This is a genomic window from Pararoseomonas sp. SCSIO 73927, assembly GCF_037040815.1.
Lineage (GTDB): Bacteria > Pseudomonadota > Alphaproteobacteria > Acetobacterales > Acetobacteraceae > Roseomonas.
The window spans coordinates 3885029-3899595 of record NZ_CP146232.1 but is presented as its reverse complement, the minus strand read 5'-3'; the positions used below and the strand labels follow the sequence as shown (position 1 = coordinate 3899595).

Sequence of the window (14567 nt, the reverse complement as noted above, 5' to 3'; positions counted from 1 at the left end):
GGCCGGACCGGCCTTTCGTCGGGTAAGCGGGCCTTCGGCCTGAAACGAAGCGCGTCCCGGGGTGGACAGGCGGCCCGTCCTCCCCTTTTCTGCGGCGGTTCCAGACCTTGAGGGGCGCGTCATGCAGCGTTGGGCGAAGTGGATTCTCGTGGCGGCCCTCGCCGCGCCCCTGGCGGCGGCCGATGCGCAGCAGCCCCAGGGGGGAGCTCAGGGCGCTGCCCCGGCCAACGCCCCCGCGCAGGCGGCACCCCACGCCTGGCTCTTCGGCACCTGGACCGGCGGCATCTTCCCCGCTACGGAGACGGAGGGCGCGGCCTGCAATGCCCAGCCCACCGTCGTTTTCACGCGGGACGTCGTCATGCGCGTGTCGGTGCTCGACGTGCCCTACCGTCAGCGCCTGATCGAGACCGTGTCCGGCGGCCCGGACGCGGTGGATTTCCGCCTGGCCCCTGCCGGCGCGGCCATCCCCCCGCTCGGCAACCGCCTGCCGCCCGACAGCGCCTTCGGCTGCGCCAACCCCAACGCACTGCGGGTGGAGCGGCGCGGGCCGAACGAGATCTTCTTCCCGAACTGCGCCGAGTTCCCCAGCCCCCTCAAGCGCTGCACCACCGGCAACTAGGCGAGGGCCGATGCCGGACGAAGCGCCCCCCCTCCGGCTGACCGCCCACACCCTCAACGACGCCCCGCCGCGCCTGCGCCCCGCGCCGACGCGGCGGGACTGGATGGACGCCACCCCCGAAGGCTTCGCCAACCGCTGCCTCCCCCTCACCATCGCCAACGCCCATGGCTGGGAGGTGGTGACCGAGGGCGGCTTCGAGGCCGTCTGGAACGGCGGCCCCGACCCCGCCGACATCGCCATCCGCATCGAGCGGCCTGGCCGCCCCACCCCCGTCAGCCATTTCGGCTCGGGCGTGCTGACCTTCCACATCGACCTTCTCTTCCGAACGGACCCTGGCATCAGCCTCTGGGTCTCCGGCCCGACCAACCTGCCGAAGGACGGCATCGCTCCCCTCACCGGCCTCGTCGAGACGGACTGGTCCCCCGCCACCTTCACCATGAACTGGCGCTTCACCCGCGCGCGCCACCCCGTGCGCTTCGCCCCGGGCGAGCCGGTCTGCCTGCTCTTCCCCATCCCGCGCGACCTGATCGCCCGCGTGCGCCCTGTCACGCGCCCCATCGGCGACGATCCGGAGCTGGAGGCCGCCTACCGCGACTGGAGCGGGTCTCGCGCCGCCTTCAACGCCGGGCTGAAACAGCCCGGCAGCGCCGCGCGGGCGGAGGGCTGGCAGCGCGGTTACCACCGCGGGCGCATCGGGGACACGGCCTCCGAGGACCACCTCACCCGGATCCGGCCGCGCGACTTCGACGCGGGCTGATCCCGTGCTTCCGGTCTGTGGTCAGGGAGAGGAAGAAGGAATTCTTCCTCTCCCCGGACCCCTCACCATCATCTTCTTCTAGGCTTTTGTCTCACCCTGCTGACGGTGCGCCTCGGGTCAATGACCCGAGGCGACTTCAAGGGCAGGAGGAGGCCCGTCAGGCGGAGACACCGTCTCAGGACGGCACCGCGGCAGCCAGACGGGGATCCAAGGGCCTCAGGCCCTTGGCGGGGGTTCCAGGGGGCGGCGCCCCCTGGTTCCGAACCCACAAGACCAGGCGCACCATCAAAGGCTGCCGCGGTGCTCCTTCGAGAGCGCGACGTAGTGCGGCGCCGTCTTGTCCCACTGCGCCCGCTCCTCCTCCGTCATCACCCGGGCGAGGCGGGCGGGGGAGCCGAGCCACAGCTCGTTCGGCCCGATCACCTTGCCCGGCGCGAGGAGTCCCCCGGCGCCGAGCATCCCGCCGGCCCGGATCACCGCCTTGTCCAGCACGGTGGCACCCATGCCGACAAAGGCGCGGTCCTCCAGCGTGCAGGCGTGGATGATGCAGGCGTGGCCGATGGTGACGTCCGCGCCGATCACGGCGGGCATGGTGCCGGCGTTGACGTGGATGATGGTGCCGTCCTGCACGTTGCTGCGGGCGCCTACGCGGATGAAGTTCGTGTCCCCGCGCAGGACGCAGCCATACCAGACGCTGGCCTCCTCCTCGAGGGAGACATCCCCGATCACGGAGGCGGAGGGGGCCACCCACGCAGTGGGGTGGATGGCCGGCATGCTCCCCTTGAACGGGTAGAGTGGGCCGCTCACGCGGCCTTCCCGATGCTCTGCGCCGCCGTGAGACCGAGCATCAGCTCCAGGTTCTGCACCGCCGCGCCGGAGGCGCCCTTGCCGAGATTGTCCAGGCGGGCGACGAGCACGGCCTGGCCGCGGGCGGCGTTGCCGTAGACGCGCAGCTCGACGAGGTTGGTGTCGTTCAGCGCCTCGGGCTCGATCTTCGCCTCGCCGGTAGTCGGGACCACGCGGACGTACTCCGCGCCCTCGTAGTAGCGCGCCAGCGCCGCCTCCAGCGCCTCGGGCGCCGGGCTGCCCGTCATCAGGTCGAGGTGCAGCGGCACGGAGACGAGCATGCCCTGCCGGAAGTCGCCCACGCTGGGGACGAAGATCGGGCGGCGGGTCAGGCCGGTGTAGTGCTGCAGCTCCGGCAGGTGCTTGTGCTCCAGGCCGAGCCCGTAGAGCTCGAAGGAGGGTGCGCCGCCGCCCTCGAATTCCGCGATCATCGCCTTGCCGCCGCCGGAGTAACCGGAGACGGCGTTGACGGTGACGGGATAGTCCTTCGGCAGCAGCCCGGCATCCACCAGGGGCCGCAGCAGCAGGATGCCGCCGGTGGGGTAGCAGCCCGGGTTCGCCACGCGCGCCGCCGCGGCGATCCTCGCGGGCTGGTCCGGGGCAAGCTCCGGCACGCCGTAGGCCCAGTCAGGGTCCACGCGGTGCGCGGTGGAGGCGTCGACCAGCCGGGGTGCCTGCGGGCCGAGCCCGGCCGCCAGCGCCGCGGCTTCCTTCGCCGCCGCGTCGGGCAGGCAGAGGATCACGACGTCCACCTCGGCGAAGAGAGCGCGCTTGGCCGCCGGGTCCTTGCGCTGCTCCGGCGGGAGGGAGCGCAGCCCGACGTCTCGGCGCCCCTGCAGGCGCTCCACGATCTGCAGCCCGGTGGTGCCGGACTCGCCGTCGATGAAGACGCTGGGGATGCTGCCCTTGGCCATGCGGCCCTCCTTGAAGGGGGGAGTGAATATGGGGGTTGGGGTTGGCGGAAACGCAAGAGGGGCGACCCTTGCGGGCCGCCCCTCCTGATGAACAGTCCATGTCGGACCGGCGTAACGCCGGCCCGCCAGCGTCAGCGCTTGCTGAACTGGAAGGAACGTCGGGCCTTCGGCTTGCCGTACTTCTTCCGCTCGACCACGCGCGGGTCGCGCGTGAGGAACCCGGCCTTCTTCAGGATCGGGCGCAGGCCCGGCTCGAAGTTGGTCAGCGCACGGGACAGGCCGTGGCGCACCGCGCCGGCCTGGCCGGAGAGGCCGCCGCCGACGACCGTGCAGAACACGTCGAACTGCTGGTAGCGGTCCGCCACCAGGAAGGGCTGGGCAATCAGCATGCGCAGCACGGGGCGGGCGAAGTACTTCGCCGCCGGCTTGCCGTTGATCTCCACGGTGCCCTTGCCGGGCTTGATCCACACGCGGGCGATCGCGTTCTTGCGGCGGCCGGTGGCGTAGGCGCGGCCCAGGGAGTCCTTCTTCGGCTCACGCGCGACGGCGTTCTCCGGAGAGGCCGGGGTGCCGGCGACGAGGTCCTTGAGGTCGGCCAGCGAGGTGGCGGTGGTCTGCTCGCTCATGATCAGGCGGCCTTCTTCGCGGCGGCAACGTTCTTGCGGTTCAGCGCGCCCACGTCCAGCGCCTTCGGGCTCTGGCCGGCATGCGGGTGCTCGGCGCTCGCATAGACGTGCAGGTTGCGCATCTGCTGGCGGCCGAGGTTGTTGCGCGTGATCATGCGCTCTACGGCCTTCTCGATCACGCGCTCGGGGAAGCGCCCCTCAAGGGTCTCGCGCGTGGTGCGGCCCTTGATGCCGCCGGGGTAGCCCGTGTGCCAGTAGAACACGGACTGCTCGGCCTTGTTGCCGGTCAGCCGCACGCGGTGGGCGTTGATGATGACCACGTGGTCGCCGCAGTCGACATGCGGCGTGAAGGTGGTCTTGTGCTTCCCGCGCAGGCGGTTGGCGACGATGGCGGCGAGGCGCCCGAGGACGAGGCCCTCGGCGTCGATCAGGATCCAGTCCTTCTGGACCTCGGCCGGCTTGATCGAGCGGGTCTGGGTTTGCAGCATGATCCGTCGTGTTCAGTGTGCAGTGCGGCGCCGGATATGAACGGGGTGGCCGCCCGGGTCAAGGAAAAGATGGTGGTAGCGCCATACCACAGCGGGTCCGACCCCTGACACGAGGGGCTCGGAGCCCCTATCTCGGCCGCGATGCGCCGCTGGCTGCCCCTTCTCCTCCTGCCCATTCTGGCGCTGCTGATCGTGCTGATCCCGCGCGCCGTCGTGCTGCCGCCCTCGCTCGATCCCACCGCGCCGCTGGACCTGCGGGAGCCGCCGGGGCTGCTGACCCGCTACAAACTCTCCCGCATGGCGCGGGAGCCGGGGCTCTGCACAGAATCTTTCGTTATGTCCGGCATCCCCGTGCAGTCCCTGCCGCCCCAGCCGATGCGGGACGGCTGCGGCATCGCCGATCCCGTGCGGATGCCCGGCCCGCTGCGCTTCTCCCCATCCGCCCCCGTGGTGAACTGCCCTCTCGCTGCCGCCTGGGCGATCTTTGAGCGGCACGGGCTGCAGCCTGCCGCGCAGGAGGCCTTCGGGCAGAGGGTGACCGCGGTGCGGCACCTCGGCGCCTACAACTGCCGCAACGTCTATCACCAGGCGAATGCCCGCCGCAGTCAGCACGCCACGGCGAACGCCCTGGACGTGGCGGGCTTCACCCTCGCGGATGGCCGGACCGTCGGCCTGCCGGGGGACTGGGACGACCCCGCCCCGAACGGCCCCTTCCTGCGGGCGGTGCGGGATGCCGCCTGCCGGGTCTTCGGCGCGGTGCTCGGCCCGGACTACAACGCCGCCCATCGCGACCATTTCCACCTGGATCGGGGAGGCTGGGGCACGTGCCGCTAGATGACGAGGTGGTCGCCGTGATCGGTGCCTCCGGCCGGTCCGGGTCGGCGCTGTGCCGGGCCCTGGGGGAAAGGGGCATCCCGTATCGCCCGGTCGTGCGGGACGCCGCGAAGTGGGCGGCCACGGGCCTGCCCGGAGAACCGGCGATCGCGGATCTGGGCGATGCGCCGGCGCTCCGGGCGGCGCTGGCCGGGGCCTCCCGCGTCGCCTCCTGCGCCCATGCCCGCCACGCGCCGGAGATCCTGGCTTCCTGCGCGGCGCCAGTCGTCCTGCTCGGCAGCACGCGCCGGTACTCGAGGTGGCGGGACGAGCACGGCGACGGGGTGCGGGCCGGCGAGGCGGCCCTGCTGGAGAGTGGCCGGCCCGGCGCCATCCTGCACCCCACCATGATCTACGGCGCCCAGGGCGAGGACAACGTGCAGCGCCTGGCCGCGCTGATGCGCCGCTTGCCGGTGGCTCCCCTTCCCTCCGGCGGGCGCTTCCTCGTCCAGCCCATCCACCAGGGCGACGTGACCCGAAGCGTGATCGCGGCCCTGCGGCGGAACTGGGATGGGCCGCGCGCGATCACCATCGCCGGCCCGGCACCCCTGCCCTACGCCGACTTCGTGCGGGCCGTCTGCCGGGCCGCGGGCTTCCGGCCCCCGCCCGTGGTGCCGCTGCCCCTGGCCCCGCTCGTCGCCGCCGCGCCGCTGCTGCGCCTGGTCCCCGGCCTGCCACGCGTCCGGGCGGAGGAGCTGCGCCGCCTGACGGAGGACAAGGCGTTCGACATCGCCCCGATGCTGGCCGAACTCGGCGTGGAGCCGATCGGGCTGAAGGAAGGGCTGGCCCTGACCTTCCCGGCGCGCTAGCCCTTCGGGGCACACGCAGAGGTCCGGAATGCCCGTCATCAACCGCATCGCCGAGTTCCACGACGACATGACGGCGTGGCGCCGCGACTTCCACCAGCACCCCGAACTGAACTTCCAGGAGGTGCGGACGAGCCGGATCGTCGCCGAGAAGCTGCGCGAATTCGGCTGCGACGAGGTGATCACGGGCATGGCCACCACGGGCGTCGTCGGCGTGATCCGCGGCCGCAGCGAGGGCGGCGCGATCGGGCTCCGCGCCGACATGGACGCCCTGCCGATCCTGGAGGAGAGCGGCGCCCCCTGGGCTTCCCAGACCCCCGGCGTCATGCACGCCTGCGGCCATGACGGCCACACCACGATGCTGCTCGGCGCCGCCCGCTACCTGGCGGAGACGCGGAACTTCTCCGGCACCGCCTACATGATCTTCCAGCCCGCCGAGGAGATGGGCGGCGGCGGCGAGGTGATGGTGAAGGAGGGCCTGTTCGAGCGCTTCCCGATGGACCGCGTCTACGGCCTGCACAATTGGCCGAGCCTGCCGGCCGGCGAGTTCTACTGGCGGGTCGGCCCTGTCATGGCGGCAGTGGCCGACATCCGCATCACGATCACCGGCCGCGGCACGCACGGCGCCATGCCGCACACGGGCAACGACCCCGTCGTGATCGCGGCCCAGATCGTCACCGCCTTCCAGTCCATCGTCGCCCGCAACGTGGAGCCGGTGGAGGGCGCGGTGGTGACGATAGGCGAGATCAAGGGCGGCAACGCCTTCAACGTGATCCCGGAGACGGTGACGCTGCGCGGCACGGCCCGTTGGTTCCAGCCGGAGGTGGGGGACATCCTCGAAGCCAAGGTGAAGGCCCTCGCCTCCGGCATCGCCGCCGCCTTCGGCGCGACCGCCGAGGTGATCTTCGAGCGGATGTACCCCGCCACGATCAACGAGCGGGAGAGCACGGGCCTGGCGGCCAACGCCGCGAAGGCCGTCTCTGGCGAGGCGCGGGTGAAGGAGCTGCCGAAGCCCACCATGGGCGGCGAGGACTTCGCGTTCATGCTGAACGCGAAGGACGGCGCCTACCTCATGCTCGGCGGGGGGCGGTCGGGCGCCGACCCGCAGGTCCACCACCCGCGCTACGACTTCAACGACGAGGTGCTGCCCGTCGGCGCCTCCTGGTGGGCGACGCTGGTGGAGCAGCAGCTCCCCCGGAGGGGCTGAGGCGCGGGGCGTGAACTAAGCGGCCGGGTCGCCGGCCTCTTCCCGCAGCCAGGCGCGGAGGGCGAAGAGGGCCGCATCCCCTTCCCTCTCCGCGTCGTGCAGCAGGGTGAAGCGCCGCGTCGTCGGGCGGATCAGGGGGTGCGGCACGGCCACCCGCCCGGCGGCGAGGTCCGGCCCCACCAGGGCGCGGATCGCCAGCGCGATGCCCAGCCCCTCCGCCGCCGCGTCCAGCGCCAGGGCGATGCTCTCGAAGCGCGGCCCCCGCGCGGCGTCCACCCCTTCGATCCCGGCCGCCGCGAGCCAGCGCGGCCAGTCATCCGGGCGCTGGCGGGAATGCAGCAGCGTCGCGCGCGCCCACTCGAAACCCGGCAGCAGGGCCGGGGCGCAGACCGGCATCATCTCGATCGGCACCAGCGGCAGGGCGGTCAGGCCGGGGCGCGGACGGGCATCGGCCACCGCAATCACCGCGTCGAAGGCGCCGGGGACGAGTTCCAGCGGGTCGGCGCTGGTCTCCAGCTCGATGTCCAGTTCCGGATGCCGTTCCCGCAGCCGGTTCCAGCGGGGGATGAGCCAGCGGCTGGCGAAGAGCGTGTAGGCGCCGATCCGCAGCCGCCGGCGCGGCCCGGCCTGCCGCATGGCGGCGAGCCCGGCCGCGATGCGGTCCAGCCCCTCCCGCGCCGCGGCGAAGAGGGCCTCCCCGGCCGGGGTCAGGGCAAGGCCGGTGCTGCTCCGCGCGAAGAGGGAGGTCGCAAGCTCCTCCTCCAGCGCGCGCACGCCGCGGCTCACTGCGCCGGGCGTCACCGAGAGTTCCCCGGCCGCGCGGGTCACGCTGCGGTGGCGCGCCGCGGCCTCGAAGCTGCGAAGGGCGACGAGGGAGGGCAGGCGCCGGTAGGTCATCGGGCGTTGAGCCTAGCTCAATAGCGGCGGCGAAGAAATCGATTGGCGGCGCGCAACGGCAGGATCAGCTTCCCGGCAAACAGAGAGGGAAGCGCCATGCACATCCGCCCCCCCGGCCCGGACCATGCCCCCCTGGCCGGCGCCGCCGCGATCCCGGACAGCCACGGGCTGAACCTGTTCCGCGCCGATCCGGTGCTGGCGCGGATGGCCGCGCTCTACCTGCCGGAGGAGCTGGCCGCGCACCTCTCGCCGCACCTGGACCGGTTGGGCGCCCTGGCGGGCGGCACGCTGGACGCGCTGGCCGCGGCGGCGGACCGCAACCCGCCCGTGCTGCACCAGCGGAACCGCCGGGGAGAGGACGCGCAGAGCGTCGAGTACCACCCGGCCTATCGCGAGATGGAGCGGCTGGCCTTCGGGGAATTCGGCCTCGCCGCCCTTTCCCACCGCGCCGGGGTGCTGGGCTGGGACGCGCCGATGCCGCCCGCCGCGAAGTACCTGCTGACTTACCTTTTCGTGCAGGCAGAGTTCGGCCTGTGCTGCCCCGTCTCCATGACGGACAGCCTGACGCGCACGCTCCGGAAGTTCGGCTCGCCCGAACTCGTCGCGCGCTACCTGCCCGCGCTGACGAGCCAGGACCTGGACGCGCTGAACCAGGGCGCGATGTTCATGACGGAGCAGGGCGCGGGCAGCGACATCGCCGCCACGGTCGTCCGCGCCTCGCCCCGGGATGACGGCACCTGGGCGCTGACGGGCGACAAGTGGTTCTGCTCCAACCCCGACGCGGAGCTGGCCATGGTGCTGGCCCGGCGGGAGGATGCGCCGGGGCTGCGCGGCGTCTCCCTGTTCCTCCTGCCGCGCACGCTGCCGGACGGCACGCCGAACCACCACCGCATCGTGCGCCTGAAGCCGAAGCTCGGCACGCGCTCCATGGCCTCGGGCGAGGTGACGATGAACGGCGCCGTCGCCTGGATGGTGGGGGAGCCGGAGGCCGGGTTCCGGCAGATGGCGGACATGGTGAACAACTCCCGCCTCTCCAACGGCGTGCGCGCGGCGGGGATGATGCGGCGCGCGGTGACGGAGGCGCTGTTCATCGCCCATCGTCGCGTGGCCTTCGGCAGGCGCCTGGTGGAGATGCCGCTGATGCGCCGGCAGCTCCTCAAGATGACGCTCCCGATGGAGCAGGCGCGCACGATAGTGTTCCAGACCGCCGAGGCGCTGCGCCGCGCCGATGCCGGGGAGGAGGGCGCCTACCCGCTGCTGCGGATCCTGACCCCGCTGCTGAAGTTCCGCGCCTGCCGAGACGCCCGCAAGGTGACGGGCGACGCGATGGAGGTGCGCGGCGGCTGCGGCTACATCGAGGAGTGGTCCGACGCCCGGCTGCTGCGGGACTCCCACCTCGGCAGCATCTGGGAGGGCACGAGCAACATCGTGGCCCTGGACGTGCTGCGCGCCGCGACGCGGGAGGGATCCCTGCCCGTGCTGCGCGGCCATGTGCTGGGCCTGCTGGGAAATGCCGGTGCGCTGCCTGAGGCCGCGCCGGCGCTGGACCGGGCCATCGCCCTGGCGGAAGCGGCGCAGGCCGATCCCGCGCTCGCGCGCCAGGCGGCCTCGGCGCTGTACCACGTGACCTCGGCCGCCGCGATGGCCTGGGAGGCCGGGCGGCTGGGCATGCCGGAGCGCCTCTCGCTCGCGCGCATGGTGCTGCGCCACCGCGTGCTGCCGCGCGATCCGCTGGCGACGGACGGGGACGAGGACGACGCACGGGACCTGCTGAACGATCCCGGCGCGCAGAAGGAGGAGAACGCCTGATGGACCGCCGCACGCTCCTGGCCGCCGCCGCGCTCGGCGCGCTGGCCCGCCCCGCCCTGGTTCGCCCTGCCCTGGCCCAGCCCGGCGCGAGGCCTGTGACACTGGTGGTGCCCTTCTCGCCCGGCGGGCCGACCGACCTGATCGCGCGACGCCTGGCCGTGAGCCTCGGCGAGGGGCTCGGCCAGACCGTGGTCGTGGAGAACCGCGCCGGCGCGGGCGGCAACATCGGCGCGGAGTTCGTCGCGCGCTCCGCGCCCGACGGCCACACCATCCTCTTCGGCACCTCCGGCCCACTGGCCATCAACAAGATGCTTTACCCCGGCCAGCCTTACGACCCCGTGAAGGACTTCACCCCCGTCGCGCCGCTGGGGCGCATCCCGAACGTGCTGGCGGTGAACGCGGGCGTGCCGGCGGGGAACGTGCAGGAGCTGATCGCGCTCGCGAAGCGGCAGCGGCTCTCCTTCGGCTCCTCCGGCAATGGCGCCTCCTCCCACCTCGCGGGCGCGCTGTTCAACACCATGGCCGGGACGAACATCGAGCACATCCCCTATCGCGGCACGGGGCCGGCGCTGAACGACCTCGTGGCCGGGCACGTCGCCATGGTCTTCACGGATGTCCTGACCGCCCTGCCCCATTTGCAGGGCGGGCGCGTGCGGGCGCTCGGCATCACCACCGCGGAGCGCTCCGCCGTGCTGCCGGACCTGCCGACCGTCGCGGAGCAGGGGCTGCCGGGCTACGACGCCTCCGTCTTCTTCGGCCTGGTCCTGGCCGCCAACACGCCCGACGCGGCGCGGGAGCGGCTGCGCGCCACCTTCGCCGCGGTGATCGGGCAGGCGGAGATGCGGAAATTCCTGGAAAGCCAGGGGATGCAGGTCGCGCCGGAGCTGACGCCCGCCGCCCTCACCGCGCTGATGGCGACCGAAACGGACCGCTGGGCCCGCGTGATCCGGGAGGCGGCGGTGCGGGCGGACTGAGCCCTGGCTCCCCACCCCAGCCTGGAGGCCAGCCCGACCCGCTCCGGCCCGACACCGGCCGGGGCGAGGGCGGCGGCGACGTTCACCTTCGCCGGGAAGCCCGGCACGACCGCCTGCCCGATGGCGGCCGTCCCTCCCGAGGCCGCCCGTCACACCACCGGCGAGAGCCCGCCATCCACGTTGATGGCGGTGCCCGTGACGTAGTCGCCCGGCGCGGTGACGAGCGCCAGCGCCATCGCCGCGAATTCCTCCGCCCTGCCCATCCTGCCCATGGGGATCGGCTTGCCGGCCTCCTCCATCCACTCCTCGTAGCTCTGCCCCCCGGGATTGGCGGCGTGGCGGCGCACCCACTGGTCGCTGTCGATCTTGCCGACGAGAAGCGCGTTGACGTTGATGCCCAGCGGTGCCCCCTCCCCCGCCAGGACCTTCGTCAGCGACATCCCGGCGGCGCGGGAGACGGCGGTGGGCGCGCCCGTGGGCAGGGGCGCCTTCGCCCCGACGTTCAGCACGTTGACGATCCGGCCCCAGCGCCGCTCCGCCATGCCCGTCCAGACAAGACGCGTGAGGCGGACCGCGGCGAAGAGCTTCAGGTCCAGGTCGGCCTGCCACTCCGCGTCCGTCACCTCCATGAAGGGCCCGCGCTTGGAAGTGCCGGCGTTGTTCACGAGCACGTCGATGCCGCCCAGCGCCGCCTCGGCCTCCGCATGGGCCCGCGCGCAGCCCTCCGCGGTCGCGATGTCGGCCGCCACGGGCACGGCACCGGGGAGCGACGCGGCCGCCTCCTCCAGCGCGCGGGGATCGCGAGCGACGAGCGCGACGCGGGCGCCCGCCCCGGTGAAGGCGCGGGCCATGGCCAGCCCGAGCCCGCGCGAGCCGCCGGTGATCAGGGCGCGGCGGCCCTCGAGCGTGAGTTGCAAGACAGGTCTCCGCTTCCTTCTCGCCCGGCAGTTCGCGGGCCGCGGCCCGCCCTGTCAACCGCGCGGCGGATCGCCGGCGGGGGTGCTGATCCCGACCCATTCGTGGATTGGCCCCTCGCGCCCGCCCGGCCCCGGGGCGCCGCGCACGGGGTAGGAACAGACCTGGTAACGGCACCAGGCCCCGTCCCCCGCCCGCCGGATGCGCAGCACGACATCGAGCAGCCCGTGCTCCTGCGCCTCCTCCCAGGCCCGCATGGCGACGCCCCGGTCCTCCGGATGGACCGCCGAGAGCCAGCCATGGCCGTGGCTCTGCGCCTGGTGCTGCCCGGTAAAGTCGAGCCACTGCGGCGAGGCCCAGGTCCAGAGACCCCGGCTGCAGGACAGCCAGACAAGCTGCGGGATAGCCTCCGCCAGCGTGCGGAACCGCGCGCGGAGCAGGTGGGGATCGGGATCGCTCTCCCCGGACACGGCGGGCGGCGCTTGGCCGGGGCTCCCAAACCGGGAGGAGAGGTCTTCGGCGCGATCCATCATGGCGCCGTAACGCCGCCCGGGCGCGATCGTCCGGCCCGCCCCGGCAGCCCGCAACGATCGCCTCTCAGCCCGGTTCCGGCACCCCGAGCGTGCGCCGCGCCCAGGCCCGGACGGGGGAGTGCAGATCCCCGGGCGCGAACTTGGCGCAAAAGATCTCCGGCCCTTCCCGCTCCAGCAGCGGGATGTGCTCGGCCCGCAGCATCGCCCGGTCCGCCAACTCGTAGCGGCGTGAGGAGGAGGCGGTCATCACCGCGTGGCGGACGCGCCGGATGCTGCGTTTCCCGACCACGGCCTCCACCACCGTCGGCAGGGCGAACTCCTCGTACGGGTAGTCGCCGCGCCAGTGGTTCTCGTCGAAGGGCCAGACCGCCATCATCTGGAAGAAGATCTCGGTCATCAGCGCGCGGGTGGCGAACATCCCCTCGTAGCGGGAGGTGAGGATGCGGCCGTCCCCGATCCGCTCGACGAAGGCACGGAGCCGCAAGTCGTTCGCCACCGGCTCCGCCCAGGCGCTCGTGCTCTTCGCCAGCTTCGCCACCCGCGGCTCGGCCAGGCCCAGATCGTGGGCGCGGATGTGCTCGCCCAGCCCGGGGCGGTAGGGGATATCGGATTCCGTGTGGAGGTAGACATGGGTGTACCCCAACCCCTCCCGCATCGCGTGCAGAAGGTTCAGCACGTGGCAGCCCAGGAAAGTCGGGCGGTGGGTCTCGAGGTGGACCGGGTTCACCGTGGCGTTCGGCGGCAGGACGAGCCCGTCCAGGATCCCGTGGCGCACGGATTCGCGGTTCAGGTGGATGATGTGGTGGCAGGCGGCCTCGCCGCCCATCGCCGCGTTGTAGAGCAGCAACTGGTCCCGGATCAGCTCCGGCTTCCGGTGGAAGATGCTGCTGACGAGGATCACGGGAGGCCACCGGCGCGGGGGAAGAATGGGCGACCTACGGGATTCGAACCCGTGACATCCACGACCACAACGTGGCGCTCTACCGACTGAGCTAAGGCCGCCATAGAAGCCCCGGAAGGCGGGCGGGATTTAGGGCGACGGGCGCCCGGCGTCAACCGCCGATCCCCTCACCCGGCCTCGCGCACGCCCTCCACCCGGGCGGCCTTCCAGGCGGCCAGCCGGGCCAGCGCCTCGTCCAGCACCGCATCCGCCTTGCAGAAGGCGAAGCGGGCGTAGTGGTTCGGGGCGTCCGGGCCAGCGTAGAAGGCGGAAACGGGGATGGCGGTGACCTTTGCCGTCTCCGTGATGTGCCGGCAGAAGGCTACGTCGTCCCCGGCGAAGCCCAGCGGGCGGAAGTCGGCGGTTACGAAGTAGCTGCCCCGCGCCTCCAGAACCCCGAAGCCGAGCGCCGTGAGCCCGGCCGCCAGCCGGTCCCGCTTCGCCTGCAAGGTGGCCGAAATGCCGGTGAAGTAGGAATCCTCCATTCCCAGCCCCACGGCGACGCCGCGCTGCAGGTTGGGCGGGGTGGTGAAGGTGAGGAGCTGGTGCGCCTTGGCGATGCTGGGCGCGAGCGACCGGTCGGCGGTGATGTAGCCCACCTTCCACCCCGTGAGACTGAAGGTCTTGCCTGCGCTGCCGATCCGCATGCACCGCTCCCGCATGCCCGGCAGGGTCATCAGGGGGATGTGCGACCAGCCGTCGAAGGTCAGGTGCTCGTACACCTCGTCGCAGATGGCGTAGGCGCCGTGGCGCGCCACCAGCTCGGCCACGAAGGCCAGCTCGGCGGCGGTGAACACCTTCCCGGCGGGGTTCATGGGGGAGTTGAGGAGGATGGCCTTGGTCTTCGGCCCGAAGGCGGCCGCCAGCTCCGCGCGCGGCAGCTCCCACTTCGGCGGGGTCAGGCGCACCAGCTTCGGCACGGCGCCGAGCATCCGCACCACCGGCAGGTAGGTGTCATAGAGGGGCTCGATCAGCACGCACTCATCGCCCGGGTCCAGCACGGCCATGAGGCAGGCCGTGATGGCCTCCGTCGCGCCGGAGGTGACGACCACCTCCGACAACGGGTCGATCTCCAGCCCGTAGAAGCGCCGATTGGCCGCGGCCACGGCCTCCCGCAGCTCCGGCACGCCGGTCAGCGGCGGGTACTGGTTGCGGCCGTCGAACAGGGCATCCGCCGCGGTGCGGACCACCGCCTCCGGCCCCTCGTAGTCCGGGAAGCCCTGGCCGAGGTTGATCGCCCCGTGCTGCACCGCCAGCGCCGACATCACCGTGAACACCGTGGTCCCGGTGGAGGAGAGAAGGGCGTTCTGGGGCTTGAGCGGGGCGTTCATGGGCATCGGCGCTTCCGGAAAGGCGAACATCG

16 protein-coding genes and 1 tRNA gene are annotated in these 14567 nt (G+C 72.6%); 7 read left to right on the top strand and 10 right to left on the bottom strand.

The genetic code is table 11. The features are described 5' to 3' along the window. Positions 1-121: 121 nt before the first annotated feature. Both VQH23_RS18375 and VQH23_RS18370 read left to right on the top strand, forming a co-directional pair. The gene (locus VQH23_RS18375) at positions 122-619 is read left to right on the top strand and encodes a hypothetical protein (protein ID WP_338662175.1); all 498 of its coding nucleotides are present in this window, start codon (positions 122-124) and stop codon (positions 617-619) included. A 10-nt stretch (positions 620-629) separates the two neighbouring features. Then, positions 630-1376, top strand: a complete 747-nt coding sequence (locus VQH23_RS18370) for a DUF6065 family protein (protein WP_338662174.1) — start codon at positions 630-632, stop codon at positions 1374-1376. A 285-nt stretch (positions 1377-1661) separates the two neighbouring features. Here the strand turns inward: VQH23_RS18370 and VQH23_RS18365 are convergent, their stop codons facing one another. From VQH23_RS18365 to rplM, 4 genes are all read right to left on the bottom strand, one after another. Then, complete coding sequence (locus VQH23_RS18365; RefSeq protein ID WP_338666126.1) at positions 1662-2150, bottom strand: gamma carbonic anhydrase family protein; 489 nt, start codon at positions 2148-2150, stop codon at positions 1662-1664. Between the two features lie 29 nt (positions 2151-2179). Beyond that, the gene (gene argC / locus VQH23_RS18360; protein WP_338662173.1) at positions 2180-3136 is read right to left on the bottom strand and encodes an N-acetyl-gamma-glutamyl-phosphate reductase; all 957 of its coding nucleotides are present in this window, start codon (positions 3134-3136) and stop codon (positions 2180-2182) included. 131 nt (positions 3137-3267) lie between these two features. Next, positions 3268-3762 carry a 30S ribosomal protein S9 gene (gene rpsI, locus VQH23_RS18355; protein ID WP_338662172.1) on the bottom strand — a complete coding sequence of 165 codons (495 nt, stop codon included), beginning with the start codon at positions 3760-3762 and terminating at the stop codon, positions 3268-3270. A 2-nt stretch (positions 3763-3764) separates the two neighbouring features. Then, on the bottom strand, positions 3765-4250 hold the full coding sequence (rplM, locus tag VQH23_RS18350) for a 50S ribosomal protein L13 (RefSeq protein WP_338662171.1): 486 nt from the start codon (positions 4248-4250) through the stop codon (positions 3765-3767). A gap of 141 nt (positions 4251-4391) precedes the next feature. Here rplM and VQH23_RS18345 point away from each other — a divergent pair, with 141 nt between their 5' ends. The 3 genes from VQH23_RS18345 to VQH23_RS18335 are packed head-to-tail and all read left to right on the top strand — an operon-like array spanning position 4392 to position 7136. After that, positions 4392-5084 carry an extensin family protein gene (locus VQH23_RS18345; protein WP_338662170.1) on the top strand — a complete coding sequence of 231 codons (693 nt, stop codon included), beginning with the start codon at positions 4392-4394 and terminating at the stop codon, positions 5082-5084. Further along, on the top strand, positions 5075-5932 hold the full coding sequence (locus VQH23_RS18340) for an NmrA family NAD(P)-binding protein (protein WP_338662169.1): 858 nt from the start codon (positions 5075-5077) through the stop codon (positions 5930-5932). Before VQH23_RS18345 ends, VQH23_RS18340 begins: the two co-directional genes overlap by 10 nt. 28 nt (positions 5933-5960) lie before the next feature. Further along, a complete protein-coding gene (locus VQH23_RS18335; protein ID WP_338662168.1) occupies positions 5961-7136 on the top strand; it encodes a M20 aminoacylase family protein in 1176 nt (391 codons plus the stop codon). 15 nt (positions 7137-7151) lie between these two features. Here VQH23_RS18335 and VQH23_RS18330 read toward each other — a convergent pair whose 3' ends face one another. Next, positions 7152-8033: a LysR substrate-binding domain-containing protein gene (locus VQH23_RS18330; protein WP_338662167.1), complete on the bottom strand. Its 882-nt coding sequence runs from the start codon at positions 8031-8033 to the stop codon at positions 7152-7154. 96 nt (positions 8034-8129) lie between these two features. Here VQH23_RS18330 and VQH23_RS18325 point away from each other — a divergent pair, with 96 nt between their 5' ends. Together VQH23_RS18325 and VQH23_RS18320 are read left to right on the top strand one after the other, a co-directional pair. Beyond that, entirely contained in the window at positions 8130-9842 is a 1713-nt protein-coding gene (locus VQH23_RS18325; protein ID WP_338662166.1) for an acyl-CoA dehydrogenase family protein, read from the top strand. Next, positions 9842-10816, top strand: coding sequence for a tripartite tricarboxylate transporter substrate binding protein (locus tag VQH23_RS18320; RefSeq protein WP_338662165.1), 975 nt, complete (start codon positions 9842-9844; stop codon positions 10814-10816). The genes VQH23_RS18325 and VQH23_RS18320 overlap by 1 nt, the downstream gene beginning before the upstream one ends. A gap of 149 nt (positions 10817-10965) precedes the next feature. Here the strand turns inward: VQH23_RS18320 and VQH23_RS18315 are convergent, their stop codons facing one another. The 5 genes from VQH23_RS18315 to VQH23_RS18295 form a co-directional block, all read right to left on the bottom strand. Further along, complete coding sequence (locus VQH23_RS18315) at positions 10966-11733, bottom strand: SDR family oxidoreductase (RefSeq protein WP_338662164.1); 768 nt, start codon at positions 11731-11733, stop codon at positions 10966-10968. A gap of 54 nt (positions 11734-11787) precedes the next feature. Further along, the gene (locus VQH23_RS18310; RefSeq protein ID WP_338662163.1) at positions 11788-12261 is read right to left on the bottom strand and encodes a PAS domain-containing protein; all 474 of its coding nucleotides are present in this window, start codon (positions 12259-12261) and stop codon (positions 11788-11790) included. Between the two features lie 67 nt (positions 12262-12328). Then, on the bottom strand, positions 12329-13165 hold the full coding sequence (locus VQH23_RS18305) for a hypothetical protein (protein WP_338662162.1): 837 nt from the start codon (positions 13163-13165) through the stop codon (positions 12329-12331). A 28-nt stretch (positions 13166-13193) separates the two neighbouring features. Beyond that, a tRNA-His gene (locus tag VQH23_RS18300) sits at positions 13194-13266 on the bottom strand. 66 nt (positions 13267-13332) lie between these two features. Then, positions 13333-14541 carry an aminotransferase gene (locus VQH23_RS18295; RefSeq protein ID WP_408904227.1) on the bottom strand — a complete coding sequence of 403 codons (1209 nt, stop codon included), beginning with the start codon at positions 14539-14541 and terminating at the stop codon, positions 13333-13335. Positions 14542-14567: the final 26 nt, after the last annotated feature.

What these genes read in the sequence shown, in the direction of transcription:
- VQH23_RS18365 (WP_338666126.1), bottom strand. Translation starts at nt 2,150, where the DNA reads ATGCCGGCCATCCACCCCACTGCGTGGGTGGCCCCCTCCGCCTCCGTG.
- VQH23_RS18320 (WP_338662165.1), top strand. Translation starts at nt 9,842, where the DNA reads ATGGACCGCCGCACGCTCCTGGCCGCCGCCGCGCTCGGCGCGCTGGCC.
- VQH23_RS18330 (WP_338662167.1), bottom strand. Translation starts at nt 8,033, where the DNA reads ATGACCTACCGGCGCCTGCCCTCCCTCGTCGCCCTTCGCAGCTTCGAG.
- VQH23_RS18325 (WP_338662166.1), top strand. Translation starts at nt 8,130, where the DNA reads ATGCACATCCGCCCCCCCGGCCCGGACCATGCCCCCCTGGCCGGCGCC.
- VQH23_RS18375 (WP_338662175.1), top strand. Translation starts at nt 122, where the DNA reads ATGCAGCGTTGGGCGAAGTGGATTCTCGTGGCGGCCCTCGCCGCGCCC.
- argC (WP_338662173.1), bottom strand. Translation starts at nt 3,136, where the DNA reads ATGGCCAAGGGCAGCATCCCCAGCGTCTTCATCGACGGCGAGTCCGGC.
- rplM (WP_338662171.1), bottom strand. Translation starts at nt 4,250, where the DNA reads ATGCTGCAAACCCAGACCCGCTCGATCAAGCCGGCCGAGGTCCAGAAG.
- VQH23_RS18370 (WP_338662174.1), top strand. Translation starts at nt 630, where the DNA reads ATGCCGGACGAAGCGCCCCCCCTCCGGCTGACCGCCCACACCCTCAAC.
- VQH23_RS18310 (WP_338662163.1), bottom strand. Translation starts at nt 12,261, where the DNA reads ATGGATCGCGCCGAAGACCTCTCCTCCCGGTTTGGGAGCCCCGGCCAA.
- rpsI (WP_338662172.1), bottom strand. Translation starts at nt 3,762, where the DNA reads ATGAGCGAGCAGACCACCGCCACCTCGCTGGCCGACCTCAAGGACCTC.
- VQH23_RS18335 (WP_338662168.1), top strand. Translation starts at nt 5,961, where the DNA reads ATGCCCGTCATCAACCGCATCGCCGAGTTCCACGACGACATGACGGCG.
- VQH23_RS18345 (WP_338662170.1), top strand. Translation starts at nt 4,392, where the DNA reads ATGCGCCGCTGGCTGCCCCTTCTCCTCCTGCCCATTCTGGCGCTGCTG.
- VQH23_RS18295 (WP_408904227.1), bottom strand. Translation starts at nt 14,541, where the DNA reads ATGCCCATGAACGCCCCGCTCAAGCCCCAGAACGCCCTTCTCTCCTCC.